Annotated in this window: 33 protein-coding genes and 9 tRNA genes; 14 read left to right on the top strand and 28 right to left on the bottom strand. The window is 60.6% G+C overall.

What is annotated here, in order from left to right:
• Positions 1-83 precede the first annotated feature (83 nt).
• Positions 84-446 carry a hypothetical protein gene (locus AC3IR3_RS08080; RefSeq protein WP_489196396.1) on the bottom strand — a complete coding sequence of 121 codons (363 nt, stop codon included), beginning with the start codon at positions 444-446 and terminating at the stop codon, positions 84-86.
• The gene (locus tag AC3IR3_RS08075) at positions 443-862 is read right to left on the bottom strand and encodes a hypothetical protein (RefSeq protein ID WP_489196395.1); all 420 of its coding nucleotides are present in this window, start codon (positions 860-862) and stop codon (positions 443-445) included. The genes AC3IR3_RS08080 and AC3IR3_RS08075 overlap by 4 nt, the downstream gene beginning before the upstream one ends.
• A gap of 231 nt (positions 863-1093) precedes the next feature.
• Between AC3IR3_RS08075 and AC3IR3_RS08070 the strand changes: the two genes are divergently transcribed.
• A complete protein-coding gene (locus AC3IR3_RS08070) occupies positions 1094-1999 on the top strand; it encodes an RHS repeat domain-containing protein (RefSeq protein ID WP_489196394.1) in 906 nt (301 codons plus the stop codon).
• Positions 2000-2009: 10 nt separating this feature from the next.
• Positions 2010-2711: a hypothetical protein gene (locus AC3IR3_RS08065; RefSeq protein WP_489196393.1), complete on the top strand. Its 702-nt coding sequence runs from the start codon at positions 2010-2012 to the stop codon at positions 2709-2711.
• 101 nt (positions 2712-2812) lie between these two features.
• Here AC3IR3_RS08065 and AC3IR3_RS08060 read toward each other — a convergent pair whose 3' ends face one another.
• Positions 2813-3313, bottom strand: a complete 501-nt coding sequence (locus AC3IR3_RS08060) for a hypothetical protein (RefSeq protein WP_489196392.1) — start codon at positions 3311-3313, stop codon at positions 2813-2815.
• Positions 3310-3561, bottom strand: a complete 252-nt coding sequence (locus tag AC3IR3_RS08055) for a hypothetical protein (RefSeq protein WP_489196391.1) — start codon at positions 3559-3561, stop codon at positions 3310-3312. The genes AC3IR3_RS08060 and AC3IR3_RS08055 overlap by 4 nt, the downstream gene beginning before the upstream one ends.
• A 565-nt stretch (positions 3562-4126) precedes the next feature.
• Between AC3IR3_RS08055 and AC3IR3_RS08050 the strand changes: the two genes are divergently transcribed.
• Positions 4127-4345: a hypothetical protein gene (locus tag AC3IR3_RS08050; RefSeq protein WP_489196390.1), complete on the top strand. Its 219-nt coding sequence runs from the start codon at positions 4127-4129 to the stop codon at positions 4343-4345.
• Positions 4346-4420: 75 nt separating this feature from the next.
• Here the strand turns inward: AC3IR3_RS08050 and AC3IR3_RS08045 are convergent, their stop codons facing one another.
• The 6 genes from AC3IR3_RS08045 to AC3IR3_RS08020 all read right to left on the bottom strand — a co-directional run bounded on the left by AC3IR3_RS08045 (position 4421) and on the right by AC3IR3_RS08020 (position 7382).
• The gene (locus AC3IR3_RS08045; RefSeq protein ID WP_489196389.1) at positions 4421-4648 is read right to left on the bottom strand and encodes a hypothetical protein; all 228 of its coding nucleotides are present in this window, start codon (positions 4646-4648) and stop codon (positions 4421-4423) included.
• A gap of 46 nt (positions 4649-4694) precedes the next feature.
• The gene (locus AC3IR3_RS08040; RefSeq protein WP_489196388.1) at positions 4695-5180 is read right to left on the bottom strand and encodes a hypothetical protein; all 486 of its coding nucleotides are present in this window, start codon (positions 5178-5180) and stop codon (positions 4695-4697) included.
• Between the two features lie 252 nt (positions 5181-5432).
• Positions 5433-5789 carry a hypothetical protein gene (locus tag AC3IR3_RS08035; protein WP_489196387.1) on the bottom strand — a complete coding sequence of 119 codons (357 nt, stop codon included), beginning with the start codon at positions 5787-5789 and terminating at the stop codon, positions 5433-5435.
• 25 nt (positions 5790-5814) lie between these two features.
• Positions 5815-6456 (bottom strand): SOS response-associated peptidase, encoded by a 642-nt coding sequence (locus AC3IR3_RS08030; RefSeq protein WP_489196386.1) that lies wholly within the window; start codon positions 6454-6456, stop codon positions 5815-5817.
• A 414-nt stretch (positions 6457-6870) separates the two neighbouring features.
• Positions 6871-7149: a hypothetical protein gene (locus AC3IR3_RS08025; RefSeq protein ID WP_489196385.1), complete on the bottom strand. Its 279-nt coding sequence runs from the start codon at positions 7147-7149 to the stop codon at positions 6871-6873.
• Entirely contained in the window at positions 7149-7382 is a 234-nt protein-coding gene (locus AC3IR3_RS08020) for a hypothetical protein (protein WP_489196384.1), read from the bottom strand. The genes AC3IR3_RS08025 and AC3IR3_RS08020 overlap by 1 nt, the downstream gene beginning before the upstream one ends.
• A gap of 447 nt (positions 7383-7829) precedes the next feature.
• On the opposite strand from AC3IR3_RS08020, the gene AC3IR3_RS08015 reads away from it, so the two are divergent.
• From AC3IR3_RS08015 to AC3IR3_RS07985, 7 genes are read left to right on the top strand one after another with little or no spacing between them, the layout of a single operon-like run.
• Entirely contained in the window at positions 7830-8210 is a 381-nt protein-coding gene (locus AC3IR3_RS08015) for a hypothetical protein (RefSeq protein ID WP_489196383.1), read from the top strand.
• Complete coding sequence (locus AC3IR3_RS08010) at positions 8207-8602, top strand: hypothetical protein (RefSeq protein ID WP_489196382.1); 396 nt, start codon at positions 8207-8209, stop codon at positions 8600-8602. The genes AC3IR3_RS08015 and AC3IR3_RS08010 overlap by 4 nt, the downstream gene beginning before the upstream one ends.
• Positions 8595-8756 carry a hypothetical protein gene (locus tag AC3IR3_RS08005; RefSeq protein ID WP_489196381.1) on the top strand — a complete coding sequence of 54 codons (162 nt, stop codon included), beginning with the start codon at positions 8595-8597 and terminating at the stop codon, positions 8754-8756. The genes AC3IR3_RS08010 and AC3IR3_RS08005 overlap by 8 nt, the downstream gene beginning before the upstream one ends.
• Positions 8731-8985 (top strand): helix-turn-helix domain-containing protein, encoded by a 255-nt coding sequence (locus AC3IR3_RS08000; protein ID WP_489196380.1) that lies wholly within the window; start codon positions 8731-8733, stop codon positions 8983-8985. Before AC3IR3_RS08005 ends, AC3IR3_RS08000 begins: the two co-directional genes overlap by 26 nt.
• A complete protein-coding gene (locus AC3IR3_RS07995; RefSeq protein ID WP_489196379.1) occupies positions 8972-9214 on the top strand; it encodes a DUF4224 domain-containing protein in 243 nt (80 codons plus the stop codon). Before AC3IR3_RS08000 ends, AC3IR3_RS07995 begins: the two co-directional genes overlap by 14 nt.
• On the top strand, positions 9214-10326 hold the full coding sequence (locus AC3IR3_RS07990; RefSeq protein ID WP_489196378.1) for a site-specific integrase: 1113 nt from the start codon (positions 9214-9216) through the stop codon (positions 10324-10326). Before AC3IR3_RS07995 ends, AC3IR3_RS07990 begins: the two co-directional genes overlap by 1 nt.
• Positions 10326-10598, top strand: a complete 273-nt coding sequence (locus AC3IR3_RS07985; RefSeq protein WP_489196377.1) for a hypothetical protein — start codon at positions 10326-10328, stop codon at positions 10596-10598. The genes AC3IR3_RS07990 and AC3IR3_RS07985 overlap by 1 nt, the downstream gene beginning before the upstream one ends.
• A gap of 64 nt (positions 10599-10662) precedes the next feature.
• On the opposite strand, the gene AC3IR3_RS07980 is transcribed toward AC3IR3_RS07985, so the two are convergent.
• A tRNA-Ser gene (locus AC3IR3_RS07980) sits at positions 10663-10752 on the bottom strand.
• A 157-nt stretch (positions 10753-10909) separates the two neighbouring features.
• On the opposite strand from AC3IR3_RS07980, the gene AC3IR3_RS07975 reads away from it, so the two are divergent.
• The gene (locus AC3IR3_RS07975) at positions 10910-11614 is read left to right on the top strand and encodes a PP2C family protein-serine/threonine phosphatase (RefSeq protein WP_489196897.1); all 705 of its coding nucleotides are present in this window, start codon (positions 10910-10912) and stop codon (positions 11612-11614) included.
• Here AC3IR3_RS07975 and dnaQ read toward each other — a convergent pair whose 3' ends face one another.
• Genes dnaQ through AC3IR3_RS07960 form a run of 3 tightly spaced genes read right to left on the bottom strand, consistent with a single transcriptional unit; the run spans position 11615 to position 13503 of the window.
• Entirely contained in the window at positions 11615-12349 is a 735-nt protein-coding gene (gene dnaQ, locus AC3IR3_RS07970; protein ID WP_489196376.1) for a DNA polymerase III subunit epsilon, read from the bottom strand.
• Positions 12346-12801, bottom strand: a complete 456-nt coding sequence (gene rnhA, locus AC3IR3_RS07965) for a ribonuclease HI (protein WP_132141438.1) — start codon at positions 12799-12801, stop codon at positions 12346-12348. Before rnhA ends, dnaQ begins: the two co-directional genes overlap by 4 nt.
• A 21-nt stretch (positions 12802-12822) precedes the next feature.
• On the bottom strand, positions 12823-13503 hold the full coding sequence (locus AC3IR3_RS07960; RefSeq protein WP_489196375.1) for a methyltransferase domain-containing protein: 681 nt from the start codon (positions 13501-13503) through the stop codon (positions 12823-12825).
• 201 nt (positions 13504-13704) lie between these two features.
• Between AC3IR3_RS07960 and gloB the strand changes: the two genes are divergently transcribed.
• The 3 genes from gloB (at position 13705) to AC3IR3_RS07945 (ending at position 16563) form a co-directional block, all read left to right on the top strand.
• Positions 13705-14469: a hydroxyacylglutathione hydrolase gene (gene gloB / locus AC3IR3_RS07955; RefSeq protein ID WP_489196374.1), complete on the top strand. Its 765-nt coding sequence runs from the start codon at positions 13705-13707 to the stop codon at positions 14467-14469.
• Positions 14466-15674 (top strand): transglycosylase SLT domain-containing protein, encoded by a 1209-nt coding sequence (locus AC3IR3_RS07950; RefSeq protein WP_489196373.1) that lies wholly within the window; start codon positions 14466-14468, stop codon positions 15672-15674. Before gloB ends, AC3IR3_RS07950 begins: the two co-directional genes overlap by 4 nt.
• Positions 15675-15777: 103 nt before the next feature.
• Entirely contained in the window at positions 15778-16563 is a 786-nt protein-coding gene (locus AC3IR3_RS07945) for an enoyl-ACP reductase FabI (protein ID WP_489196372.1), read from the top strand.
• A gap of 97 nt (positions 16564-16660) precedes the next feature.
• Here the strand turns inward: AC3IR3_RS07945 and AC3IR3_RS07940 are convergent, their stop codons facing one another.
• The 14 genes from AC3IR3_RS07940 to AC3IR3_RS07875 all read right to left on the bottom strand — a co-directional run bounded on the left by AC3IR3_RS07940 (position 16661) and on the right by AC3IR3_RS07875 (position 26516).
• Positions 16661-18568 carry a SurA N-terminal domain-containing protein gene (locus AC3IR3_RS07940; RefSeq protein WP_489196371.1) on the bottom strand — a complete coding sequence of 636 codons (1908 nt, stop codon included), beginning with the start codon at positions 18566-18568 and terminating at the stop codon, positions 16661-16663.
• 82 nt (positions 18569-18650) lie between these two features.
• A tRNA-Asp gene (locus AC3IR3_RS07935) sits at positions 18651-18727 on the bottom strand.
• A 9-nt stretch (positions 18728-18736) separates the two neighbouring features.
• Positions 18737-18811: transfer RNA gene (locus AC3IR3_RS07930), tRNA-Val, on the bottom strand.
• A 17-nt stretch (positions 18812-18828) separates the two neighbouring features.
• Positions 18829-19101, bottom strand: coding sequence for an HU family DNA-binding protein (locus tag AC3IR3_RS07925; RefSeq protein ID WP_489196370.1), 273 nt, complete (start codon positions 19099-19101; stop codon positions 18829-18831).
• Positions 19102-19429: 328 nt separating this feature from the next.
• Positions 19430-21937, bottom strand: a complete 2508-nt coding sequence (lon, locus tag AC3IR3_RS07920; RefSeq protein ID WP_489196369.1) for an endopeptidase La — start codon at positions 21935-21937, stop codon at positions 19430-19432.
• A 189-nt stretch (positions 21938-22126) separates the two neighbouring features.
• Positions 22127-23422 (bottom strand): ATP-dependent Clp protease ATP-binding subunit ClpX, encoded by a 1296-nt coding sequence (gene clpX / locus AC3IR3_RS07915; protein ID WP_132141430.1) that lies wholly within the window; start codon positions 23420-23422, stop codon positions 22127-22129.
• Positions 23423-23522: 100 nt separating this feature from the next.
• Positions 23523-24149, bottom strand: a complete 627-nt coding sequence (clpP, locus tag AC3IR3_RS07910) for an ATP-dependent Clp endopeptidase proteolytic subunit ClpP (protein ID WP_132141864.1) — start codon at positions 24147-24149, stop codon at positions 23523-23525.
• A gap of 55 nt (positions 24150-24204) precedes the next feature.
• Complete coding sequence (tig, locus tag AC3IR3_RS07905; protein WP_489196368.1) at positions 24205-25497, bottom strand: trigger factor; 1293 nt, start codon at positions 25495-25497, stop codon at positions 24205-24207.
• A 72-nt stretch (positions 25498-25569) separates the two neighbouring features.
• Positions 25570-25654 (bottom strand) — tRNA-Leu (locus tag AC3IR3_RS07900).
• Between the two features lie 238 nt (positions 25655-25892).
• A tRNA-Lys gene (locus AC3IR3_RS07895) sits at positions 25893-25968 on the bottom strand.
• Positions 25969-25992: 24 nt separating this feature from the next.
• A tRNA-His gene (locus AC3IR3_RS07890) sits at positions 25993-26069 on the bottom strand.
• A 14-nt stretch (positions 26070-26083) separates the two neighbouring features.
• A tRNA-Arg gene (locus AC3IR3_RS07885) sits at positions 26084-26160 on the bottom strand.
• Between the two features lie 25 nt (positions 26161-26185).
• Positions 26186-26262, bottom strand: a tRNA-Pro gene (locus AC3IR3_RS07880).
• A gap of 177 nt (positions 26263-26439) precedes the next feature.
• Positions 26440-26516: transfer RNA gene (locus AC3IR3_RS07875), tRNA-Arg, on the bottom strand.
• Positions 26517-26631 lie beyond the last annotated feature (115 nt).

Raw genomic sequence — 26631 nt, 5'->3', positions numbered from 1 at the left:
CGCAGACAGGCAGAAAAGGAAAAAAAGGGGCCGTATAATTTATCGATGATCGATAAATTATACGGCCCCTTTTTTGCAGTGCATCACTTGGACCTGAGAAAGCCCAGGTAGGCAAACATGCCGGACGAGATAGCACCGATGAACAAAAAACCGGCATCCAGCGGGACTTGAGGATGGCTCTGGAAAATGGACGGAAAAATCAACACCATGAAGGCGCTGACGAACAGAAGCCACTTCGCAGGAACAAAAATTATTTCCAGAAGATAAACCACAACAAACCCGGAAAAAACGTAAATTAGCCGCCACCCGTCATAGATCGATGTGTACCACATGTAGCGAAAATCATAGATAAGAAAATGAACAAAGAGAGCTACAACAGAGCCTACCAAGAGGACGACGACATCCTTGAATCGCCGCTTATTCAACGCCATCGACGATGCGCTCACAATTCGCTTCCATGTGACGCCTTGGCATCCTTTCCACCGCGTGGTTCCATCGCAGGCAACCCGTCCAAATCCATTTCAAATGCTGAAATGATTTCTCGACACGCACGCCGGATATCGTCGGATGCCGAATCAAGGTAATCAGTCGCTTCGGCATCCTTCTGCCGAAGAAATGTCTCGCCAAACCTTGATCGAATGTCACCCATGGGCACTTCATCCGTGTCCGACTCGACCACTCTCACCGTGAAAAATACAGGATTGTCCGGATTGTCGATCTGAAAACGCAGACCATTCAATCGGCGAACGCCATCAATCAATCCCAGCGTCCCATCGAGCATAGCCCGCGCCGTCGATACCAACTCGATCTTCCTCTCGCATACGTATGATTCGTGAATTGAATGCTCCCGACGTCGCTCCATCAGCCTTCCTCCATCAATGATTTTTTTGAGTTCTTCAGGCTATCCCACCCCGAGACTTTCAACACAAAGTGTCAGGGACATTATTGATGTCCACGGAACCGTGAGTAGCACTGGTTGCCCCCTTTATTGCACAGACCAATAGCAGATACCCTTCTCAATAGGCCCGGAGCATGTAATTCTCTGCGCTCTCGGCCTACGAATATTGGGGAACGTATGCGAAGAGCACAACGCATGGGTTGGCGAATCGCCAGTTTGTTGATCCTCGTGAGCGGCCTGGCGCAAGCGGCTCCACAGAAGGAGACGGTCACCTACTACCACACGGACCCGCAAGGGACGATCCTGGCTACCACCGACGCGCAGGGCAATATCCTGACGACGGCCGATCGTAAGCCGTATGGCGAACAAGTCATGGGTAGTCCGCAGCCGGGCCCGAGCTACACGGGGCACGTGGCCGATCCAGATACGGGCTTGGTCTACATGCAGGCGCGCTATTACGACCCGTCCGTCGGACGCTTTGTCAACGTAGACCCGAAACCGACCTCTCCGGGGGAGCCCGGGCAATTCGCTAGATTCAGCTATGCCAACAACAACCCGATTGCAAACATCGACCCGGATGGTCGCGCGTGCGTAACAACAGGAGGAGCGAATGGCAACGGAGGATGCTTCGTCACTGCCGAGGAAAAGAGGTTGGCCGATAGCGGCGACTGGAAAGGATATTATGACGCTGCAGGGGGCAAGGGAGGAGATCCCTATGCTAAGCGTGCCGGTGAGGTCGCCGGCCAATCCGGTTCAACAGCGTTCCTCAGTGTCTTAACGACCATCACAACACTTCGACTGGAGCGTTCGATCGAAATAAACACGGCCGATACACCAGTGAAGCCGATCATCGTCGACACAAAGATGGAGCTTATCAAGCAACAATTGGCGCAAGCGCACGTCCAAGCGCTCGTTAACGCAGGAGCAAGTCCCGATCATCCAGTACAACTTGATAGAAACACCGTATCTGAGTTCCATAAGCAAGTTTTCGAGGACAACGGCGCCGGCAACGTGTTTGGAGGGAAAACATGGGACAATTTACCTATTCCCGGATTACGTGCGCTTTACAACTGGTGTCCGCCTCCCAGTTGCCGCGACTGAGGCATATCGCATGAAACGACCGATTCAATGCGCCGTTTCACGATGTACCGCAAGCGCATGGCTGTTATCGGGCGTCATCACGCTGTCGGCGTGTTCAGACTCCAAACAGTTTACTTTCGATGGCTTTGAAGGCGCGCTCTGCGTACCGAAACCCTACATCGTCGATGCACCTTTCTGGCTGGATGACACCATGGCCGTGGACGATGGAGGCTTTGCCTTCCGAGGATGTGGCGATACCTCGACAACTAATTGCGCTATTCCCGATGGAGTCACCACCGGCACAGTCAGCCCGCTCGGCAGCTTTGCTAGACAGACATGGAAGAATTTCCCCTCCGGCACGCACTACAGTGATGTCGTCATTGCATCACTCGCTAACCATACCTACACGATATACAGCGACCCCTCACAACCTCTCGAACGAATTCTTGCGGTCCCGTCGACGGGATATAGAGCGGGAGTGATTTACTGGCGCATCGCAGTTGGGGGAGAGCCACACATGTCGCCAGATGACGAGCTTCTCGCGACATGCGCTGGTGTCAATCCAATGCAGCAAAATGAAACTCGCGAGGTAGCCTACATGTGCTCACGTTCAACGCGGCTAGCTAACCTGGCTATCAGCTATAACTTTCAGCACGGGGTGATCACTACCCAGTTCGTCAATGACCTGGACCATCGGGTTGAGGTGGGCGTCCAGAGCTGGCACTGTCATTGAGACCGAGGCCAACGAGGCAACCTGGAAAAAAAGGGGTCAACATAATTTATCGATGATCGATAAATTATGTTGACCCCTTTTGGTGCCGCTGGCTAAGTCCTTTAACGACCCCGACCCTTTGAGTCTTTCCACGGCAAAAGATACGAATCTTCTATGTGCATGTCGTCGACTGCAAAGCGAAGTACGCCCGTGGATCTAACCAGACGCCCACAGACCCTGACATCTTGCCGGTAGTATTTGATCTTACTCATATCCGGCTTGTATTTCGCCCCTTCTATGACGCGAAGTTTGTCGAACAGATCGTCGACCACATTCTCGCGCGTGTCGGCCGAAAGATTATGCCGCTTACTGTAAGCAGCGGACTGATCATCCGCCGTTGTCAAGATCGAAAAATCTGAATCTTCATCAAATGAGATTCGCGTGTATTCTTTCGCATCCGTACTCAAGATTGCATACGTTTGAATCTGTTTATTGAGAAATTCATTTGGGCTCGAGAGAACGTGATCCAAGGTGGCGAATTTTGAGCCATCACAAAAGTCAGCCCCAATTACTTGCGTCGAGAGAACACACAGAAACAACATGCAGATGAATCTGGTTTTCATGGGCATTTGCCGTTTCGGCAGTACATATTGGTTGAAGTCTCAGCTTCGTTATACACCGCCTTCATACTTAACCCGCCTCTAGCCGTCCAGGTCCCCCAAGGATCATTTTCACCCATTCCTTCCCAGATGGGTGTTTCGGCACGAACATCGCGGACTTCATGCCAGAATTCGTTCGTCACGTCGTGCGGTTTATCGCTCGCGACCATGTCATCCATTACATGCTCAAGCGCATGACGTCCCATTTTCATCGGATACCCCCTATAGCTTGCGCGTCATGCTCACCCGTCACGCTACGGGATCGCAAGTGGCGCTGCCCCCCTTGAACTTGGGCCACCGGAATGGGGACGCGTCATACGCATTGAGCACGTGTACTAGGAATGTTCCTGCTTCAGTGGGTTCCCAGTGGTTGGCACCGTCGGCGGCGGAAACGTAGCGAGCGAGTACAGACGACAGTAAGGGACCGGCAGGTGCAGGTGCCGTCTTGCAGAAGACTTCGAGCCGATGCAGAAAGCCACTTCGGGGAAAGGTTTCCTGGAAACTATAGGAAGAGGGATGCTTTGGCGCCAGGGTGGTATGGCTGCGGGAGTTTATATCTGCGCTCTCATTCGCGAGTTGTATGCATCGGGCACGTTCTCGCCGAAGCCCCCTACAAGAAAGCCCGGCGCGAGGCCGGGCTTTCTACAACGGATATCAGCTACAAACCGTTTCCGGATACGGCGTATAGATCATCGAGCACGTGGGCGGTTCCGGCGCTTCACCGCCACCGCCGCCATTCGGATTCGCCATCAGCTCGTTGCCGCAGGAGGCGAAACAATGTCGCGATATAACCGACCCCAATCCAGTGCGCAGATCCGCGCTTCGACCGACCGCAAGCTGCTCGAAGAATCCCGGTCCTGCCTGAAGCACAACCTCTACTACCAGACGCATCGGCGTATGGGCGGTCGCATCGTACCGACCATCGGCTGCCACAAATGCCGTGAGGAGCGCCTGGCCGAGTGGAGTGCACGCGACGCGGCAGAAGGAAATCTATGATCGGTCTTCACTCCCTTTCGGCTTCCGGGGCGGCAAGACGTCTCCTTCGTGCGGAAAGGGCTTTCGGCCGACCCACTAACTCGTGTCCGGAGCGTGGTGCTTGAGCCACCGCTCGACGAACTGCTTGGCCCGGGCCTCGTAGCCTGCGTAGCAGGTCTTATCGAACGTGGCCGGCCCCTTCGGAAGGACCTCGGCGAGCCAACTGCCCTCGGCGAACGCGGTCTGCGTGACGTATCCAATGATCGCCCCGTCGATGAGTGCAAACGAGGGGGCGCCTTCGAGGGCAGGGGCGGACCAGGTCACAGACAGCCTAAGCTTACCGAGTCCGGCCAGCGTCAGTCCGAACCGTTCAGCCGAGGACGTGTAGCGAGGCGGCCGTGATCTCGGGAGTCCCTGCCTTCTCGATATTGATCGAGCAGAACACGTGCGGCACGTTCAGTGCCCGGTTCGCGTACCAATCGATTCCCCGATTCGGCGTGGCTTCGAATACCTCGACTCCGTGCGGACCTTTGGTTCCCCCGTTCGCAAACCGGACGAGCAGCGAAACGACGTCGTGGCTCACCAGATTCATGAGCTTGTGGATGATCGCCTCATCGAGGGTAACGTCGATCGCCGCCTCTTTTGACCCGATGTCCTCGACGGATATGCCGGCTGCGTGCTGTACGGCGTCCCGACTTGGCGGGTGGATGGTCACGAGGAACTTCTCAAGCCCTGCCGCAGTGCGGATCTCGCCTTTCAGCAGGGTGCCATCGAAAATGACGTGGTACGTGGTCCGCCCATGGTCAAAAGTGCCTTCGACGACGGGGTTCGTAAGCTTGAACTCGAGCTCGTGCATTGTGTTCTCCCTGATCGGCACCCCCTTGGCACCGGCGCGGCGAGCATAGAACCGCCCGTGACGCCCGGCAATCTCTGCCGAACGAGTCGCTCGTCGACGGCTGCCCACCGCAAGAAGATGCAGGCGACGAGCTTCTGCGCCAAGCACGACCACTATTTCCCGACCTACCGAAAGATGGGTGTCCGGATCGTCCTAGACACGTGCCAGATATGCCGGCAGGAGCGCTATGAGGCGGAGAGCCGGAAGTAACGATCATTTTCGCGGGCGACGTGGGCGACGCTTCGGCGCCACGTAGGTCTCACTGAATTTGCGGTATCGCGCCTCCTCCGCATCGTGCCACGCCTTCAATTCCGGAGTGGTTTCGACGACTACGCGCGGGACCGCTCGCGGGGTCGATGCCGCACGAGCGAGCGCGTAGAGATGCTTGCGGCAGAATCGCTCCACCCAGGCAATACCTTTTTCGCGGGAAGGCGCCGGATAAATCCCCTTCGGTCCATCGTCGAACCTCACGACCCACTGCCCTTCGAGTTTGTAGACAGCCGCGAAATGATCGCCCTGTGCACCAGAGCGAGCACGCAGCTCCCCTCGTATTTCTTCCCAGATCACCATTAGCGGAAGGTACTCACACGTGGTCTCAGGCAATGGGATCGGCAATCGGCTCGATCAGCTTTGGACCCTGGTTGCGCACGTTCCCAACGGCTCTCGAGACGGGGTAATAGACAAGAGGTGCCACTGGCACGATTTCGAGTACTGCCTCGGCGTCGCTAGGGACCGCCTCAACCCAGACATCCCATAAGTCCCAAGGCAGGATGACTGGCTGGCGGTCGTGGATGTCGCCGCTTACCTTTCCGGGCTCTCCGGTCAGGATGGTGAACGTGCGTGTCCACTCATCTCCCTCTGCCGCGCGCCATGCCTCCCAGAGGCCGGCAAACATCAGCAGGTGGCCAGCAGGATCATGGATGAAGTAGGGCTGCTTGGCGCCAACCTCCCCTCTCCACTCAAAGTAGCCGGATGCGGGCACCAGGCATCTGCGCTTTTTGAACGCGTTCCGGAACGCCGGCTTGGTCGCAATGCCCTCTGCGCGGGCATTGATGGTTCGGGCGCCTAGCTTGTCGTCCTCCGACCATGAAGGAATGAGGCCCCAACGCAGCGGTTTGGCCTCGTAGCCTCGTTCCCCTCGGGCAACCACCAACGCCTTCTGGGTCGGCGCGATGTTGTACCGCGGATCGCGCTTGTTTATCTCGTCGAGAATGTCGATCTCAAGGCGCCGGATCATCTCCTTCGCCTCGCGAGGGATATGGACGGGTCCGAAGGTGGCGTAGCGACCGCACATGGCATTACGCTAACTGAGGGGACAGCAACTACAAGTGAAGGGGAACCGTATGCAGCTCGGACCAATCCCGACTTCGGCGCTGCTCTATGCGGCATATTTGTCGAAAAAATGATGGGATACAAGACAGCAGCGTTGATGGATGTGAGTACAGGGAAGCACGTCGACTCACCGGGAGGCCCGGAGTCTTGGCTGTGGTTTAGACACTGGACGATCTTCGCCGTGAACCAAAACGGTGATCGCTATCAGGTCGCGACCCGACAGTCCGACGTGGCCTAGTTTCCTTCCAAATACCGATCAATCGTCCATCGCGCCAGCAAGGCATTGAGCTGGCGCAGTTATTCGCTGGATGAAAATGGCCTAGTTTGCCGCCATTGGCCCGACCTCCTCCCGAACGCGGCTCGCCAGCTTCCGATTGAGCATGATCCCGTTCTCTGCCTGCGCCGATCGCTGCGCTCGCGTCCGTAGCGAAGCGTGCAGGTTGGCCATACCGACCGCGATCTCGGGAAACTTCCGATTGAATTCACGAATCTTGGTCAGGGCATCTGCCCGATCCTCACCGTCGCCGCTCTGCGTGGCCATCGCGAAGGCATTCACGAGCGACTGTCGACGCTCCTGGATCGACTGCTGGTAGTTCATTAGGGCGCTGTTGACTCGCTGCTGCTCCGCGATTCGCGTCGGCTGGCCTCGGCATGTGTCTGCTTCGCGGCGGCTACCGCCTCCTGCGCATACGGGAAGATGCCCGCGGGGAGTGGCACCTTGTCTCCGGCAGGATTTACCAGACGGTGCTGCAACTTGTCGCCGAAACGCTGGCTCTCGATCGCGTTGAACCCCGCGGCAACCTGCGCGTCGATGAATCGTTTGCCACTCATCTCGCCATCCGGCGTATTTACGCGCCGTCGGTCGGCAGATGCAGCCGCGGGCGTCGGCTCCGGGGTGATCGCACGTGTGCTCGACGACGTGATGGCTTCGGCCCGCTCGGTATTGGCTGGCCCCCTTCCCTTAGGACCCGCGCGCGAGACCGATGGGTTTGCATTCGGCGCTGCAGCGTCGCCGCTTAGGACCTTCGCACCCGGGACTGGATCCAAGGCTAACGTGCCGGGGCTCGAAGGCGGTACCGGCGCGTCGCCCGGAGCGATCGTAGCGCCCACGGCAGACGGTCTTGTTGGCATATCCGCGGCGGCTGGCGCTTCAACAGTTGGCGCGCCAACAGGAGCCGATGTAGGTTCGGCGGACGTGTCAATCGCACCGGGTTGTGCATCCTCCGCCGCAGTTTCCGGTGCAGTCGGTGCACTGTCCGCTGCGGCAGGCGCCGCTTCTTGGATACCTGGCGCATTCTCCGATGCCCGTGCCGTCTCGCCCGCTGGAGACCTCTGGTCCAGGCCTTGCTGGGCCGGCTCCGCACGTTCGTTCGAATCGGCTGCCACTTCGGCCAGCCGTGCCTGTGCCGCGTCGTACGTATCGGTGATATCTCGACCGATGTCGTCGAACGATCGCGCGGTGTCGGGCGCTTGGCTGCTCTCGCCGATCGCTGCCGGCGCGTTGGCATTGTCATCCGACATGGCCGCGCGCTCGGTCGCCGCGATCTGATCCGCGGCAAGCTTGGCGCCCTTATTCCTTGCGCGGTTGCGGCGACCATAGCAACCATGGCGCCAGCCTACCGGGCCATGATCGCTGCCGCGCCGGAGGTGCCGGCGTGAACACGGTCAACGGAACAGAAGTGTCGGCGGGAATCTGGAAGATCGCGAGGATGAAGCATCCGACCAATGGCGATCTGATGACTGGATACGCGCAGGGTTTCGCCGACGCGGCTCAAGCTTTCGAAGCTTCAATCGCTTCCAAAGTGGCCGCGTCCGAGATCATTGCCTGGCAGTCGATCGAGACGGCTCCGGAGTTCGGCGAGGAGTTTATGGCGTGGGTCGTCAGCGAACGGGAGCAGCCTGGATTCTGGCATCCAAGGGTCTTTCAGGACTGCAACGGGTGCTTCCAATACTTCGACCATGATGCAAGAGACCACTGGGCTGAGCAGCCACGCTGGACGCCCACGCACTGGATGCCGCAGCCGAATGCGCCGGAGGCACCCCATGGCTGATTCCTTCGTCAAGACCAAGGCTCTGGAAAATCCGGCCTATAACCCGTACTGCCTCCGCCACGCCGCGTGCGGTCGCATGGAGAAGGTCGAGCACCTCTTCTGGCGCTGCCCGCGCTGCGGGGCTGAACATGACGAGCGAGAAGATCATGCATGACGCCAACGTCGCTGACGCAACCGCCTTCGTTCGGCACTTCATGGTCGTCGAGTACGCACGTTCGTTCCGCCGGCAGGTGACGACCCACGACCTAATCGCCCGGTTTGGGTGCTCCCGCGCCTCGGCCTATCGCTACATCCACGCCCTGCGCGACCTGGGCGTGCTCGGCCAGGACAATTGGCCCGTCCGCCCCACCCCCGCCAGATCCCAGACCCTTGAGCATTGCTGAGCATTTCCTCCCAGTGATAAATGGCTGCCTCACAACCGAAGAACTGCAGTCCTGGAGCGGCTACGACCGCCCCGCGGACCTGCGCCACTGGCTTGAACAGCAGGGCATTCGGTACTTCCGTGGGAAAGGAGGCAAGCCGTGCACGACGATGGCGCTGGTAAACGCGGCCGCAGGCCTGGCACTGACCGTGGGCGAGCAGCCGACGATGCTCGGCGCGGACGACCTCTAGTGGGTCGGGGACGGCCGCGCCAGCGGGATCTGACGATCCCTGCCCATATCGACCAGCTCAGCATCCCCCGCGGGGTGTACTGGAAGGCCAAGGACCGGGTTTGGTACACGCTCGTTAGCCAGGGCGAGGGCAAGCAGTCCTGGAAGCGGCTCGGCGGCCCGGAGGCGACCCTCGCGGATCTGCAGGCGAGCCTCGAGGCTACGCGGGGCGTCGATCGCGCTAGCCTCGGCTGGTTGTGCGACGAGTTCCACGGCAGTGACCAGTTTAAGCGCCTGGCCGAGAAGACGCGCGAGGATTACGACGCCCAGCGGAAGATCATCGCTACGTACCAGACGAAGCGGGGCATGCTTCAGGACCTCGCTTATGCGTCGCTCACCCCAGTCTTCGTTCAAAAGCTGATCGACACCATCGGCTCGAAATACCCGTCGAAAGCGAACCATGTCCTGCGATACGTGCGCCGGGTCTACTCCTGGGGCCGGACGCGACGTGGATGCAAGACGAACCCGGCTAAGGGCGTCGAGCAGGCGGTCGAGCGTAAGCAACAGCGGCTGCCAAAGGAGCACGCCTACATGGCGCTGCTCAACCATGCGAAGGCGAATTACCCGGCGTACCTGTGGATTGCGACGGAGCTCGCCTTCCTAATGCGACTGCGCGGTATCGAGACGGTCACGCTCGACGACACGTACGTCCTCGAGGAGGGCATGCTCACTAACCGCAGGAAGGGATCGGCAGACAGCGTGATCGAGTGGTCGCCCCGGCTTCGCGAGGCGGTGCGCGCCGCCGGCGCCGAGCGCTCGCGGATATGGTCTAAGAAGAAGATGCCGACACCGCTGGATCCGCGCCAGCGCCCGATCCTCGTCAACATCCATGGAAAGCCGGTGAGCCGGCACACGCTCAGCACTCTGTGGCAGACGTGCATCAAGGACGCGATCGAGAAAGGGCTGATCTCCCCGGACGACCGTTTCGCGATCCACGACGCGAAGCGCAAGGGCGTGACGGAAACCGTCGGCGACAAAGCGGCCAAGAAGGCAGGCAGCGGCCACAAGTCCGATTCGATGCTGGGCGTCTACGACAAGAGCATCCCCCGCGTCAGTACCCCAGGGAGCGTCTGATGGAACAGTTCCAGGTGCAGCTACTCGCTCGCGAAGCCGGGTTCGTCGTTGAGCGATCGCCGGCATTACCCCAGCCGTGGATCACCGGTCTGGGCACGACCGATACGAACATTGCCACCATGCTCGTGCGCTTCGCCGAGCTTGTAGCGGAGGCCGAACGCCAGGCGTGCGTACGCGCCTGCAGGAGCGTCATGGCGTACGACGAAGACGATCCCGCGCATGCGTTTATTGCCGCGCTGAGCGACCGAAATGCGCCGGGAATTTTAGGGTGAATTTTAGGGAAGCCCCAAAAACGAAGGCCCCGCATCGCTGCGGGGCCTCGTAACTTACTGTTTTTGGCGGAGAGGGTGGGATTCGAACCCACGGTTGGCTTTCACCAACGCCTGATTTCGAGTCAGGTACATTCGACCACTCTGCCACCTCTCCGTGAACGGTCGTCGGCAGGGCTTGCACCCTGCCGGGCCCGCAATGATACGGGGTGAAATGCTCCGTGACAACAGGTGGCACATGGGGCATTCTCGTGGCCGCGGAGCGGGGGCTTCGCGACAACATTCCTTATATTCCCGGGCATTGCCAGACATTCATGATCGAGTTCGGACACGGCACGCATGCAGGGCTTCGGCGCACGCGCAACGAAGATACGTACTATGCCGACGCCTCGCTCGGGCTGTTCCTCGTCGTGGACGGCATGGGTGGCCATCGGCACGGTGAAGTCGCCTCCGCGACGGCCCGGGATGGCGTGGTCGAACAGGTAAGCGGCGGCCAGTCGCTGGCTGACGCGATCCGGCTGGTGAACGAGCAGTTGATCGAGCGCTCGCAGGGCCTGACCGAGATGCGCCCCATGGGCACGACGATCGCCGCTATCCGCATCGGGCCGACGTCGTTCGAGGCCGCGTGGGTTGGCGACAGTCGCATTTACCGCTGGAATGGTGCGCTGGAGCAGCTTTCGCACGATCACTCATTGGTCGAGGCGCTGGTCGAAGCCGGCGAACTGACTGAGGCGCAGGCACGCACCCATCCCCAGCGCAATGTGCTGACCCAGGCGCTGGGTATCACGGCGCCGGGGCAGTTGCATATCGGACTTGCGCGCGGCGAATTGCAGCCGGGTATGCGGCTTCTGCTGTGCACGGATGGGCTGACCGAGGAAGTGAGCGACGCGCGGCTCGGCGAAATCGTCGCCCGCACGGACCTCGCCGCGCAGGAGTGCGTGGATCACCTGCTGCTGGAGGCCCTGGGTGGCCAGGCGCGGGACAACATCACCGCTATCCTGCTGCGCGCGGCCGACTGATCAGGCCTGCACGGCTTCCTGATTTTCCGATTCCATACGACGCCAGACGCTGGTGCCGCCCGCTGCCTTGTCCAGCGCGTCGAGTCGCGCCTGGTGCGCGGCTTGCTCCTCGTCGCTGGCACGAAGCACGCGCGGACGCGCCCTGATCTCGATATCCGCCAGCGCGGAGACACCGCTGTCGTTTGCGTCCGCGTCGAAAGCCAGGTCGAGGGCGACCTGGCCGGTCGTCATCGCGATGTAGACATCCGCCAGCAGCTGGGCGTCGAGCAGGCCGCCGTGCAGATCGCGATGCGTGTTGTCCACGCCCAGTCGTTTACATAGCGCGTCGAGGCTGTTGCGCTGCCCCGGGAAACGCTCGCGCGCCATCTTCAGGGTATCGAGCACGCTGGCGTGGTCGCGGACGCGGCCATAAGACTCGCCAACGCGCTTCAGTTCGGCATCGAGGAAACCGACGTCGAAGCTGGCGTTGTGAATGATGAGTTCCGCGCCGTCGATGAAGGCGATGAAGTCATCAACGACATCCTTGAAGAACGGCTTGTCGAGGAGGAATTCGTCCTCGATACCCGTGACGGCGCGCGCGCCTTCGTCGATAGCGCGCTCGGGATTGAGATAGGTATGAAACGTGCGGCCGCTCGGCCGGCGTCCGACCATCTCGACCGCGCCGATTTCGATGATGCGATGGCCCAGGTGGGCTTCGAGGCCGGTGGTTTCCGTATCGAGAACGATCTGCCTCATGCCGCCCTGCCCGTCGTCTTGTAAGCGATGGCCTGGTCGCGCGCGGCGACGTCGACGCGCTCGTTTTCCACGTGACCGTTATGGCCCTTGACCCATTCCCACGTGACCGTATGCGCGGCCGCGGCGGCGTCCAGGCGAATCCACAGGTCCTGATTCTTCACCGGCTTTTTGTCGGCGGTTTTCCAGCCGTTCTTGCGCCACTTCGGTACCCATTCCTCCACGCCCTGAATGACGTAGCGCGAATCGGTAAGCAGGTGCACGGCGCAGTGACGGGTAAGCGCTTCGAGCGCCGAAATGGCCGCCATCATTTCCATGCGGTTATTGGTGGTATCGGCTTCGCCACCGGACAGCAGCTTTTCGACGCCCCCCTTGCGCAACAGCGCCGCCCATCCACCGGGACCGGGATTGCCCAGGCATGCGCCATCGGTAAAAGCTTCTACTGCGTCGGTCATGGATCGTGTCTTTCCTGTGGATCAACGCGCGTTGCGACGCGCGCCTGAGGCGAGAGTACCCGGCATGGGCGAAGGCACCGCTGCCGGACGGGGGCGTAAGGGTACCGTCGACGGACGTTTCTTGCGCGCTATGACGACGTATCCGCCACCGAAAGGCGATTCGCCCACGCGCGAAGCGTGGTCGCGCGGCAGGGCGTGGCCGATGCGCCGCTGCGGCGACAGCTCCATGTCTTCGCCCGCCAGCCGCTGACGCCACCACCAGGGCCAGGTCAGATGCGGGCGAGCCGCGCGGGTTTGCCAGACCAGCCAGGGCGACCAGGCGCCCAAGGGATGGATACCGGTGATGGCAAGGGTGCCTCCCGGCTCCAGCACCCGGATGGCCTCGTCGAGCAAGGCCTCCGGCCGGGCGCTGACCTCCAGCGCGTGACGCAGCATGACGACGCCGAATGCGTCGTCCAGGAACGGCAGGGGCTCGAGGCCGCTGCCGGTGACATCGCCGTCCAGACGCCTGCCCTGCACGCGCAACGACGCCCAGTGCCCCAGCAAGGGCAGCGCCGGCGGCTCGGCGGACGTGCCGGGGCTCAGATGCAGGCCGTGCTCGCCCGTACAGCGTGCGAGCACGGGGGCAAGCGCCACCGCTTCGTCGGCCAGCAGGCCCCTCAGGGGCGCGCTGGCGTAGATGTCCTGTTCGAATTGCGGCATGGATGGGTCGGACCGGGCATGCATTGGACCCAGTGTAGTGGCCCCAAGGGCTGCCGTGCACCGTTAACAACTCACTAACGATAGGGATATACCCGGCTGATATAGTCCGGCCACCTCGACGGCCGGCGCCCCGGTCCATGGGCTTCACAGGCTGGCGATAAGCGGATGCTCCTCGCCCACCCGATGCACCGGAGTGCAAGATTGCAACTGCTACCCGTACCGGCCCTGGCCGACAACTACATCTGGCTGGCCGCGGACGACGCAGGTAATGCGCTCGTCGTGGATCCCGGCGAGTCGGCACCCGTGGAAGCGGTGCTCGCGGAACGGGGCTGGACGCTTCGCCATATCCTGCTGACGCACCACCATGACGACCATATCGGCGGCGTCTTCGATCTCGTGCGCGATCACGATGTCGACGTCTTCGCGCCGTTCGACACCCGCATCCCGTACGCATCGAACCGGGTCGAAGACGGCGAGGAGGTCGTGCTGAGCGAACCGTCGGCGCGCTTCCGGGTGATCGCCGTTCCTGGCCATACCTCCAGCCATATCGCTTACGCCGGAGAAGGTTTCCTGTTCTGCGGCGACACGCTTTTCAGTCTGGGCTGCGGCCGCCTGTTCGAAGGGACGCCGGAACAGATGGCGTATTCGTTGGGCTTGCTGTCCGCCCTGCCCGCCGAAACCCTGGTCTGCTGCGCCCACGAATACACGGCCGCGAACGCACGCTTCGCGCTTACGGTCGATCCGGACAACGAAGCGCTGCGCCGCCGCAGCGCGGAAGTCGACGAACTTCGGGCAAAAGGTCGCCCCAGCGTGCCCGGCACGCTGGCAAGCGAACTGGCCGCCAATCCGTTTCTGAGAGTGGATAGCGACGCACTGGCCCGATGGGCCGACGCGCAAGGCATCGCCGCCACGTGTATCGACCGATTCGCGGCATTGCGCGCCGCCAAGGACCACTTCCGATCATGATCCCGACGCCGCGCTACCGCCTTCTTGGCCTGCTTGCTCCCTGTGTACTCACTGCCTGTGCCGGCGTTCCGCATCGCCCCGCACCCGCACTCCAGGTCAAAGCACCGGAACCGGTGGTCGCGGATGTCGATGTCACGCCGAAGATGCTGCGTCCGGCACAGCCCGCCGATTTCTGGTCGGGGATGCGCGACAGCTTCGCACTGCCCGGCTGCAGTGCCGATCCCGCCGTGATGGAATGGGCGCATACCTATACACGCTCGCCCGCCCGCTTCGAACAACAGATCAACGAAGTGCTGCCGCTGATCGTGTACGCACACAAGTCTGCGATGCAACACAGCGTGGCCGGTGAATTTGCCCTGCTTCCGTGGGTGGAAAGTCAATATCGCCACGTACCCGGCGGAAAGAACATGCCGGCCGGCATGTGGCAGATCATGCCGCAGACGGCACGCACGCTCGGCCTGCGCGTGGAAAAGAATTACGACCAGCGTCTGGATATCACCGCGTCGACCGAAGCGGTCATGACGATGATGCGGCGTTACTACGACGACCTGGGCGACTGGCGTCTCGTCGACATTGCCTATAACGCCGGCGAGTTCGGGCTGAAGAACAAGCTCGACGCGCATGGCACGCCACCGGACGATCCGGCGATTCCACGCATGCCCATGAAGAAGGTCACCAGGGAGCATCTGGTGAAACTGATGGCAATCGCGTGCGTTGTGCGCGATCCGGCGAAGTTCAACGTCAGCCTGCCCGCGCAGAGTTCCGACGATGCGCTGCAAGTGGTGCAGGTAAACAATCCGCAGTCGCTTGCGACAGCGGCCCGTCGCTCGGGCCTGTCGATGAACGACCTGCGCGGATTCAATCCGGCATATCGCACCACCAGCGGGACCATTGCTTCGTCGATGTTGCTGCCCCACTCCGCTGCCGAGCAGTATCGACAGGCGGACACCAATGGCGATGACACGCCCGACGAGGTGATCGCGGACAAACCGGCACCTGAAACCAAGGCCACGAAGACGGTCGTAGCGAGCAAGTCCGGCAACAAGGACAACACGGCCGCGACGCATCGCGTTGGCTCGGGCGAGTCCCTCTGGACGATCGCTCGTCGCCATTCGGTCAGCGTGAAGCAGCTGATGCAGTGGAACGATCTGCATTCGCAGAACGTGAAGCCGGGTCAGGTCCTGCGACTGGCCGCGGCGAGATAAGCCACGAAAACCAAACGATTGTTTGCGTGAAAGGCACAAGGTAACGCTCTACACTTTGCGCCGTCGCGCACCTGAGGCGCGCACTCATTACCTTGGAGGACGCATGGGATTTCTGCACGGCAAGCGTGCCCTTATTGTCGGCATCGCCAGCAAGCGATCGATTGCCTGGGGCATCGCCGAGGCGATGCATCGCGAAGGCGCGCAACTTGCCTTCACGTATCAGAACGATCGCCTGAAAGATCGCGTCGATGAAGCCGCCAATGAATTCGGCTCGAATATCGTGCTGCCCTGCGACGTCTCCGACGATGTGCAGATCGCCGACGTCTTTACACAGTTGGGAAAGCACTGGGATGGCTTCGACATTCTGATCCATTCCGTCGGGTTTTCACCGCGCGAAGCATTGCAGGGCGAGTTCCTGGACAATCTCACGCGCGAGAATTTCTCCATCGCGCACGACGTCTCCAGTTACAGCCTCGCCGCACTGGCGAAGGCATCCCGTCCCATGATGGCCAATCGCAATGGCGCCATTCTGACGCTCAGCTACCTCGGTGCCGAGCGCGCACTGTCCGGCTATAACGTGATGGGCCTGGCCAAGGCCAGTCTCGAGGCGAATGTTCGCTATCTTGCGTACAACCTCGGTCGCGAGACGACACGCGTCAATGCGATCTCCGCCGGTCCGATCAAGACGCTGGCTGCTTCGGGTGTCGGCGGTTTCGGCAAGATTCTGAAGACGGTCGAAGAAGTCGCGCCGCTGCGCCGTAACGTCACGCAGGAAGAAGTAGGCAATGTTGCCGCGTTCCTTTGCTCCGATCTGGCGTCGGGCGTCACGGGCGAGATTACTTACGTGGATTGCGGGTTCAACATCATGGGTATGGCGGTAACGGCCTGATCGACGAATCGCTCTCGTAGGAGCCCGCAAGCGAGCTCCTACAAAAGAGCAAAAAAAAACCGCCCGGATGGGCGGTTTTTTTGTCTTGCCGGATCGCTTACATGCGGTCTTCGGCAATCTTCACTTCAGCCTTGGCCTTCAACGCTTCGATGTAATCGAGCGTAGCGGCATAAGCGAACAGATCCATCATCTGACCACGCACGGCGTCACGCTGGGTCTTCTCGACCTGCGCGGGATCGCCATCGACCACTTTGTCGACGGCCAGCAGCGCATACGCACCGTTACCCGTGGCAACCACCGTCCAGCTCGGCTTACCGTCGGCCGGACGCGGCGCGAGGAAGACCTGGGCAACGACCGCGGGCGGAAGTTCGGCAGCGCTGGTGCGATTACGACGATCGATGCCGGCGATGGTCTTGACCGGTGCCTTGGCCAGCGCCGTGATGTCGCCGCCCTTCTGCAGCGCGGCAAGAAGTTCGTCGGCGTGCTTCTTCGCCTGTGCGTCGACGCGCTCGTCGAGGATGCGCTGACGCACCGCATCGCGCACGTCCGCGAGCGCCTTCGGCGTAGCGGGAACATGCTGCGCCAGATGCAGGACGATCGCATCGTCCGACGACACCTGGATCAGCGAGGAGTTGTTGCCCTGCGCGAGTACGTCGTCGGCGAAAGCCGCGGCGGCGAACTTCGGGTCGGCGGCAATGCCTTCTCCCCCCGTCCGCCCGAACATCGGCGAGGTCTGAATGGTCAGACCAAGTTCCTTGGCGGTCGGCTCGAGCGAACCCGGATTGCGTTCGGCCGAATCGGCCAGCTGACCGGCACGTTCGTTGTAAAGACGCGCACGTTCGCTCTTCGCCCAGTCGCCGGCAAGCTGACCGCGCACTTCCTCGAACGGCTTAGCGTTACCGCTGCGCGAATCGCGAAGCCAGATGATGTGGTAACCCTCATCCGGGGACAGCACGGGCTTGGAGATTTCGTTCTTCTGCATCGAGAACAGCGCGGTATCGAACGCGGCATTGGCCACGCCCTTTTCCAGCCAGCCCAGGTCGCCGCCCAAACGCTTCGAACCCAGATCCTCGGAGTTCTCCTGCGCGAGCTTCGCGAAGTTTTCCGGCGTGGCTTCCGCTGCGATTTTCTGCGCCTTCTCGAGCGCGACCTTTTGCTGTTCCGGCGTGGCGTTCTTTGGCACATTGATCAGGATGTGCGACACCTCGCGCTGCTCGGGCTGCGCGTAACGCTGCTTTTGTTTCTCGAAGAACTCGTGGAGCTGGGTATCGCTGGGCTCACCGATCTTGAGGTCGGCACCCTTCACTTCGAGATACTGCACCGACACCTGTTCCGGCGTGGTGTAGTCGGCGATATGGGATTTGTAAAACGCGTCGAGGTCGGCGTCGGCGACCGTGGCATCGGTCAGCGCGGGACGCGGCAGTTCGACGTAACGCAGGTCGCGCTTCTGACCGGCGATACGGAAATAGGCATCCAGGTCGGCATCGGTGACGATGGTCGTCGAGGAGATGACGCCCGGCAGCAGGTTCACTTCGAGGGAGTTGCGGATCTTCGTCTCGTAACCCGTCGGCGTCAGGCCCTGGTTGGCGAGCACCGCGCGGTAGATTTCAGGCTTGAACGCACCGTCCACCTGGAAGCCGGGATCGCCGGCGATGGTGTCGCGTACGCGCTGATCGGTCACGACCAGGCCGAGATCGGTGCCCGCCTGGCGGAGAACCGCCTGGTTGATCAGGCTATCGAGTACCTGACGCTTCACTTCCGGCTTCTCGAAATCGGCCGGCGAATAAGGCGAGTTAGGCGTCTGCGCGGCGCGCTGACGCGCGTCGTTCAACGCGTTCTGCAAGTCCTGCTGAGAAATCTCGTGCTTTCCGACCTTCGCGACAAAGGTGTCGACCCGGTTCATGAAATAGGACTCGATGCCGAAGAAGGCGACGGCGAATACGCAGACGCCGAGCACCAGGATCGAGGGCCATCCGGACAGCTTGTTACGCAGTGCTTGCAGCATGATGCGACTCGCAGTTCATGCCATCGCGGATAACGACGGCGTAGACAAAACAAAGGCGCCACGCGGGCGCCTTTGCAGACTATGGCGGAGTGGACGGGACTCGAACCCGCGACCTCCGGCGTGACAGGCCAGCATTCTAACCGACTGAACTACCACTCCGCGATCCGTTGGTGGGTGCTGAGGGGATCGAACCCCCGACCAGCGCCGTGTAAAGGCGACGCTCTACCGCTGAGCTAAGCACCCGCTAACGGGAAAGCGGATTAGTTTAGGTGATCCTTGAGCGCCTTACCAGCCTTGAATGCCGGAACCTTGGACGCCTTGATCTTGATCTCTTCGTTCGTGCGCGGGTTACGGCCCGTACGCTCGGCGCGCTTGCGGACGGTGAACGTACCGAAGCCGACGAGCGCAACGTCCTCGCCCTTGTGCAGGGTGGTCTTCACTGCTTCGATGAAGGCTTCGAGAGCCTTGGCGGCATCGGCCTTGGTCAGCTTGGAGCCTTCGGCGATGGCAGTGACGAGATCGTTTTTATTCATTATGTGAGACTCCCTTAAACAGTGATTCGGCCCGCATGATTCGGTCTGGGGCAAGAAGACATCAGGTCGGGCAAACGTTCTAGCCACATGCCCGACCCCGCTATCCGATATGTACCGTTGCGATACGGTGCGATTGCGGTGCCGTCTTTATACCAGTGCCCTCCGACCATCGCAATACGAGCAATACCAAGGCTTTCAGCCCGCATGCATAGAACAATGGCCCTTGCGGGCAACGGAAAAAACGGTTAATGGCGCAATGCACCACGCATGGAAAAAATAATCGGGGCGCAGGTCACCGCGCCCCGATGGCGAACGTCGTACGAATCGATCAGTGCCTGACCGACGGTGAGCCTTTCCCTTCGCCCGCCTTCTCTTCGTGTGCCACCTCGACCTTCTCGCCGCCCTCACCGGGGGCGTTCGGGCTCAGGGCGCGCTCCAGGGCCAGATCGAGCACCTCGTCGATCCAGCGCACGGGATGAATGCTCAGCGATCCGGTGATGTTTTCCGGAATATCGACAAGATCTTTCCTGTTCTCGTCCGGGATGATGACCGTGGTGATGCCGCCACGATGTGCCGCGAGCAGCTTCTCCTTCAGACCACCGATCGGCAGCACGCGACCACGCAACGTGATCTCGCCCGTCATCGCGACTTCGGAGCGCACCGGCACCTTGGTCAGCGCCGACACCAGAGCGGTGCACATGGCGATACCCGCACTCGGGCCGTCCTTCGGTGTGGCGCCTTCGGGCACGTGGATATGGATATCGAACTTCTGATGGAACTCCGGATCGATACCCAGCGCGTCGGCGCGGGCACGCACCACGCTGAGCGCGGCCTGGATCGATTCCTTCATCACATCGCCGAGCTGACCGGTGTGCACGAGACGACCCTTGCCCGGCACGATGGAGGCTTCGATGCTGAGCAGATCGCCACCCACCTGGGTCCATGCAAGTCCCGTCACCAGACCGACCTCGTTCTGCAGTTCCGCACGACCGAAGTCGAAACGACGCACGCCGAGGTAGTGATCGAGATTCGACGAATCGACCTTGACGCTGGCGGGAGCGACCGCCTTGCCTTTCGCGGCGACGGTCTTCTTCGCCTTGGTCTTCGCTTTCGCGTGCGCCGGCACCGTGCCCAGCGCGATTTCCTTCACCACCTTACGGCAGATCTTCGAGATCTCGCGCTCGAGATTACGCACGCCCGATTCGCGCGTGTAATAACGCACGATATCGCGAACGGCATCCGCCGCGATGGACAGCTCGTCCGGGTTGAGACCGTTCGCTTTCAGCTGCTTGGCGAGCAGATATTTCTGCGCGATGGCGAGCTTCTCGTCCTCGGTGTAACCGGGGATGCGGATGACCTCCATGCGATCGAGCAGCGGCCCCGGGATATTCAGGGAATTCGCGGTCGCGATCCACATCACTTCGGAAAGGTCGAGATCAACTTCGAGATAGTGGTCGTTGAATGCGTTGTTCTGTTCCGGATCGAGCACCTCGAGCAGCGCCGACGACGGATCGCCACGGAAATCCATGGACATCTTGTCGATTTCGTCGAGGACGAACAGCGGGTTCTTGGTGCCTACCTTGGTGAGGTTCTGCACGATGCGACCGGGCATCGAACCGATATACGTACGGCGATGTCCACGGATCTCGGCTTCATCGCGTACGCCACCCAGGCTCATGCGAACGAACTTGCGGTTCGTCGCTTTCGCGATGGACTGGCCGAGCGACGTCTTACCCACGCCGGGCGGCCCGACGAGGCAGAGGATCGGGCCCTTCATCGTGTTCACACGCTGCTGGACCGCAAGGTATTCGAGAATGCGATCCTTGACCTTTTCCAGACCGAAGTGATCGGCGTCGAGCACTTCCTGGGCAAGTGCGAGGTCCTTGCGAACCTTGCTGCGCTTTTTCCACGGCACGCCCACTACCCAATCGAGGTAGTTGCGTACGACCGTGGCTTCCGCCGACATCGGCGACATCTGCTTGAGCTTGTTGAATTCCTGACGAGCCTTCGCGAGCACCGCCTTGGGCATACCTGCGGCTTCGATCTTCTTCTGCAGCTCTTCGACTTCGTTCGTGCCGTCCTCGCCCTCTCCGAGCTCCTTCTGGATGGCCTTCATCTGTTCGTTGAGGTAGTACTCGCGCTGACTCTTCTCCATCTGCGACTTTACGCGGCCGCGGATGCGCTTCTCGACCTGCTGCAAGTCCATCTCGCCGTCGACCAGCCCGATGAGAAGCTCAAGGCGCTGACCGACGTCCGCGGTTTCCAGCACTTTCTGCTTATCGGCCATGCGCACGGAAAGATGCGCGGCAATGGAATCGGCCAGACGCGACGGATCGTCGATGCCCGAAAGCGTCGCAAGGATTTCCGGAGGCAGCTTGCGGCTCTGCTTTACCAGCTGCTCGAACAACGAAACAAGCGAACGCGAAACGACGTCGAGCTCGCGCTCGTTGCTGGAATACTCGGGCTCGACGACATGCGCCTTGCCACTGAGCATACCGCCCTCGTCGACATAGGAATCGATCGCAACGCGCGCTTGTCCTTCGACAAGCACCTTGACGGTGCCATCGGGCAGCTTCAGCAACTGGAGCACACCGGCAAGCGTGCCGACCTGGTGCAGGTCGGCCACGGCGGGATCGTCGATATCCGGGCTCTTCTGTGCCACCAGAAGAATCTGACGCTCGCCTTCCATCGCCTGCTCGAGCGCACGCATGGACTTGTCGCGCCCGACGAAGAGAGGAATAACCATGTGCGGATAAACCACCACGTCGCGCAGCGGCAGCACGGGCAGCAGATCCAGTTCGTTGGCGCTCGACGTAACAGGCCGGTTCTTCGCCATGTGTATTTAATTCCTGGGGAATGATGGGGCTCGCCCCGACACTGCGCCGGGGCCGCATAGACGTCAAGTGGTGGCTGGCGAGAAGCGCATCAAGTGCGTAGCCCTCAACGGAGGGTCGCGCTTAAAACAAAAGGCCCCGGAGCCGTGAAGCGCCGGGGCCGTTCATTCACGCGACAGCCAGAGGATCGATCAGGCTGCGTCCCCGCCCTCGCCCGCGACACGCTGCTGCTGCAGGTTTCCGCGGTAGATGAGGTAGGGCTCGGCCTGACCGTCGATGACGGCGTCGTCGACGACCACCTTGCTGACATGCTCCAGCGACGGCAGTTCGAACATCGTATCGAGCAGCACCTGTTCGAGAATGGTACGCAGTCCACGAGCGCCGGTCTTACGTTTGAGCGCGCGCTTTGCGATGGCCGCCAGGGCTTCCGGACGGAATTCCAGTTCGGCGCCTTCCATGTCGAACAGTTTCTTGAACTGCTTCGTCACCGCGTTCTTCGGCTCGGTCAGTATCTGCACCAGCGCGGCTTCATCCAGCTCGTCGAGCGTCGCCACCACCGGCAGACGACCCACGAACTCGGGGATGAGACCGAAACGCACCAGATCGGCCGGCTCGACTTCAGAAAGAAGCTTGCCGACGTTTTCCGTACGTTCCTTGCTGCGCACTTCCGCACCGAAACCGATACCGGTGGTCTCGGAACGCTGCTGGATGACTTTTTCCAGACCCGCGAATGCGCCGCCGCAGATAAACAGGATGTTGCGCGTGTCCACCTGCAGGAATTCCTGCTGCGGATGCTTGCGACCGCCCTGCGGAGGCACCGATGCGAGCGTACCTTCGATGAGCTTCAACAGCGCCTGCTGCACGCCTTCGCCGGACACATCGCGGGTGATCGACGGGTTCTCGCTCTTACGCGAGATCTTGTCGATTTCGTCGATATAGACGATACCGTTCTGCGCCTTTTCGACGTCGTAATCGCACTTCTGCAGAAGCTTCTGGATGATGTTCTCGACATCTTCGCCAACGTAACCGGCTTCGGTCAGCGTCGTGGCATCCGCGATGGTGAACGGTACATTGAGCAGGCGTGCCAGCGTTTCCGCGAGCAGCGTCTTGCCCGAACCGGTCGGACCGATCAGGAGGATGTTCGACTTGCCGAGTTCGACGTCGTCGCTCTTCTGTCGCGATTCGATGCGCTTGTAGTGGTTGTACACCGCCACCGACAAGGCTTTCTTCGCACGGGTCTGCCCCACGACGTACTGGTCGAGGGCTTCCATGATCTCGCGCGGCTTCGGAAGCTGGGTACGGCCGGAAGCCGCCTTTTCCTCGAGCTCTTCACGGATGATGTCGTTGCACAGTTCAACGCATTCATCGCAGATGAATACGCTGGGACCCGCAATCAGCTTGCGCACTTCGTGCTGGCTCTTTCCGCAGAAAGAGCAGTAAAGAATTTTGCCGCTGTCGTTGGAACGGCCCTGCCGCTCGTCGCTCATGCTGTAGGCCCTACTGTCAATCTAGACGCGCTTTGAGAATAGCACAGCACTTCGCCCCTGGTATTCAGGGGCGAAGTACCGGATTGCAAAGCGAAAAGTGTCAAGCGGAACGGACGGTGTCGACCGGACGCTTGTCGAGTACGGAGTCGATAATTCCGTATGCCTGGGCCTCGGCGCCGCTCATGAAGCGGTCGCGCTCGGTGTCCCGGGCGATATCTTCGACCGGCTTGCCGGTGTGGTTGGCAAGAATGGCGTTCAGTCGCTCACGCATCGTGAGAATTTCACGAGCGTGAATTTCGATGTCCGTCGCCTGTCCCGAAATACCGCCAGCCCAGGGCTGGTGGATCATGATGCGGGAGTGCGGAAGCGAATAACGCTTGCCCGCCGCGCCCGCCGAAAGCAGAAGCGCACCCATGCTGGCCGCCTGGCCAATGCACATGGTGCTGACGTCCGGCTTCAGGAACTGCATCGTGTCGTAGATCGCCAGACCCGCCGTCACCGAACCGCCGGGGCTGTTGATGTACAGATTGATGTCCTTGTCCGGATTTTCGGACTCGAGGAACAGCAACTGGGCGACGACCACATTGGCCATGTAATCGTCGACCGGGCCGACCAGGAAGATCACGCGCTCCTTGAGAAGGCGTGAGTAAATGTCGTACGAACGCTCGCCGCGCGAGGTCTGCTCGACAACGATGGGCACCAAGTTGAGGTTCTGGATCGGAGCCATGGACATGTCACTCTCTCCTGGGGATGGGGCCCTGTGATGGGAAGAACCGACGGAATCAACCGCCGATCGGACGCATCACCTCGTCAAAACTCAGGTTCTGGTCGGTGGACTTTGCATGATCCGCCACCCATTCCGCTACCTGATCTTCCATGACGCGATTCTGCAGTCCCGACATCAGTTGGGGATCGCCGTTATAGAGTTCAATGACCTTTTCCGGTTCTTCATAGGTCGAGGCAATCGCGGTGAGCATTTCAGCCATACGCTTGCGATCGACGCGGATCTCGTTCTTACGGGCGATTTCACCCATCAGAAGAGCGGCGGCGACGCGCTTGCGAGCGACCGGCTCGGCCTGGGCCACAAACTCGGCCGGAGGCTGCTGGCCGCGCGGCATATTGCTGGCGGCAAGGCTCTGGGCTTCAGCCTGAACCATCAATTCGGGTACGTCCAGCGCCGCGTGCGCATCAGCCAGCTTTTCGGCGACTTCGGCCTTCAGGCGAGCCATGAGCGTCGCCTTGAGCTCGCGCTCGAGGTTGGCGCGGACTTCCTTGCGGAAGGTCTCCAGATCGCCGTCGGCAACGCCGAAGGTCTTCACGAAGTCGGCATCGATGGCCGGCAGGTTGGGCTCCTGCACCTTGACGATCTTGAACGTGACCTTGGCCGTCTTGCCGGCGAGATCCGCATTACGGAAGTCTTCCGGGAACGCGACGTCCTGAACCAGGTCTTCGTCCGCGCTACGGCCGGTCAGGGCCTCGTCCAGCGCCTTGAACAACGTGCCTGAGCCGAGGACGCTGCCTGCGCGCTCCAGGCCTTCGGCCGGAAAGCGGTAGCCGTCGGTTTCGGCGGCATATTCGAACATCACGAAATCACCGTCTTTCGACTTGCGATCGACGACGTCGAAGCTGCGGCGCTGCATGCGCAGGGTCTCGATCATCTTGTCGATGTCGGCGTCTTCGACCGTCGCCTTCGGGCGGGCGATCTCGAGAGCGGCGACGTCGATCTCCGGGAACTCCGGCATGATCTCGAAGCTGGCCGTATAGGCGATTTCGCCGTTTTCCGCCTGGCCCGTGGTTTCCACCGACGGGTTGGCGATCGGACGAAGGTTTTCCTTCTCGACGGCTTCGCGCAGCGTGCTGCCGATGAGGTCCGAAAGGGCCTCGCCGTGGACCTGCTGACCGAAGCGCTGCTTCAGGACGTTGAGCGGCACCTTACCCGGACGGAACCCCTTCAGGCGCACTGTGCGGCTCATTTCCGCAAACCGCTCGCCGACCTGCGCATCGAGGCGCTCGGCGGGGATTTTCACCGTGAGCTTGCGTCCGAGCTTGCCGACATTCTCAACCGAAACCTGCATGACCTCTCCTGAACCGCCAGTTTGTGGCGCGAAGGCGGCTATCGCCGCCAATACCCGAAATGTGAAGATTTATGGTGCGAAAGGGGGGACTCGAACCCCCACGGGTTACCCCGCCAGAACCTAAATCTGGTGCGTCTACCAATTCCGCCACTCTCGCAACGCTCGAGAGGCGTCTTTCGCATCCCCTCGATCCTCGTCCAAGTGAATGATTCCCTTGGACGAAAGCGCTCCATTTTAGGCGTCGCGCGCGCCCTGTACAAGCGGCGCGAACGCACCATAAGCCTCAAAGGGGCTGGAAAATCGACGATTTCTTCGACTTAGCCGCGGTCGGTGCCGATGACCTGGCATCGGCTCAAAGAAAAAGGGACCCAGGGGTTACCTGGGTCCCTTCTAATTGGTGGGCCGTGAAAGATTCGAACTTTCGACCAATTGATTAAGAGTCAACTGCTCTACCAACTGAGCTAACGGCCCTTGAAACGTGAAGCACATTGTAAGTGGGGTGGACGATGGGACTCGAACCCACGACATCCGGAATCACAATCCGGTACTCTAACCAGCTGAGCTACGCCCACCATAAAACGACATCTGGCGCGCCCGACAGGAATCGAACCTGCAACCGTCGGCTTAGAAGGCCGATGCTCTATCCGATTGAGCTACAGGCGCAAAGCACTGTACGCAGAACGCCGACTGGTCGGGGCAGAGGGATTCGAACCCCCGACATCCAGCTCCCAAAGCTGGCGCTCTACCAGACTGAGCTATACCCCGTTACCTTAAAATCCCGATCGGCGCTAGCACTGACCGAAGCTTTCAAATGTTACGGGTCAAGCTCAAGCCCGTCAATCCGTAATGAACACACCACACTTTCAACTACCGCTTGTTTCCGGAAAGACTCTCGTCTTTCGAAAACCGATCCGATCAACCGCATCGAACCGTGCTTGTAAATGGTGCGCCCGGAGAGATTCGAACTCCCGACCACCAAGTTCGTAGCCTGGTACTCTATCCAACTGAGCTACGGGCGCACACTAAACTGTCTGATCCGCTGCCGCTGCACCTTCGTGCGTTGGCGTTGAATCGAGAAGCGGAATTATTCAGATATAGAGGGTGGGCGTCAACACTTTTCTGCAAAAATATTTC

Source organism: Luteibacter sp. GL_149 (assembly GCF_057834065.1).
Note: the sequence above shows the minus strand (reverse complement) of the source record. Positions and strands in the feature narration are given on the sequence as shown.